At 60.8% G+C, this 979-nt stretch carries 1 protein-coding gene; it reads left to right on the plus strand.

The window, feature by feature from the left end; genetic code table 11:
- Positions 1–91 precede the first annotated feature (91 nt).
- Positions 92–979 (plus strand): IS630 family transposase gene (locus AC07SZ_RS35605; RefSeq protein ID WP_494917899.1). Its coding sequence is split into 2 segments (ribosomal slippage), with 887 coding nucleotides annotated over them: positions 92–427 and positions 429–979; the frame shifts between segments, so codons are not numbered across the junction. This gene is flagged as partial in the annotation.

Here is a 979-nt window from a genome sequence, read left to right on the forward strand (position 1 = left end):
TAGAGCGTTTCCTAATTTGGGGGAATCGTAGGATTCCCAAAGTCGGATGTTTGTGATTCAAGATGCTGGCTGGATAGGAGGCCAGCATCTGATGACGCGAGCGCTTTCAAATGATCTTCGTGAGCGTGCAGTAGCGGCAGTTCGCGATGGGGAGACCTGCCGTGCGGTTGCCTCGCGCTTTGGCGTTGCGGTTTCCTCAGTGGTGAAGTGGTCGCAGCGTTATCGTGCCACCGGCTCGGTGGCGCCGGGCAAGATGGGCGGACACCGCAAGCGCGTTCTGGAGCCGCATCGGGCCTTCATCGTGGAGCGGATCAATCAGACCTCTGAACTGACGCTGCATCGGCTAAAGGACGAGTTGGATGGGCGCGGGATCAAGGTCTCGCACAACACGGTGTGGCTGTTCTTGAGGCGCGAGGGCCTGAGCTTCAAAAAAAACCCTGTTCGCTCTTGAGCAGGCACGCGCTGATGTTGCCCGCAGGCGTCAGCGATGGCGATCCTGGCAGGCCGGCCTCGATACGCAGTGCCTGGTCTTCATCGATGAGACCTGGATCAAGACCAACATGGCTCCGCTGCGGGGTTGGGGGCCAAAGGGCAAGCGGCTGCGCGGCTTGGCTCCGCACGGCCACTGGCGCACGCTGACCTTCCTCGGCGCGCTGCGCTGGGATCGGCTCGCAGCGCCTTGCGTCTTCGACGGTCCGATCAACGGCCAATGCTTCCGCGCCTATGTCGAGCAGCAGCTCATCACGGTGCTGAAGCCCGGCGATATCGTCGTCATGGATAATCTGGGAAGTCATAAGTCGGCGGCCATCAGGCAGATGATCAAGGCTGCCGGCGCCAGGCTTTGGTACCTGCCGCCCTATTCTCCAGACCTCAATCCGATCGAGCAGGCCTTCGCCAAGATCAAACATTGGATGCGCCAAGCTCAGAAACGTACCGTCGAGGACACCTGGCGCCACATCGGCCACCTCGTCGAAACCAT

It is taken from the genome of Mesorhizobium sp. GW821-FHT07A06 (assembly GCF_059419085.1).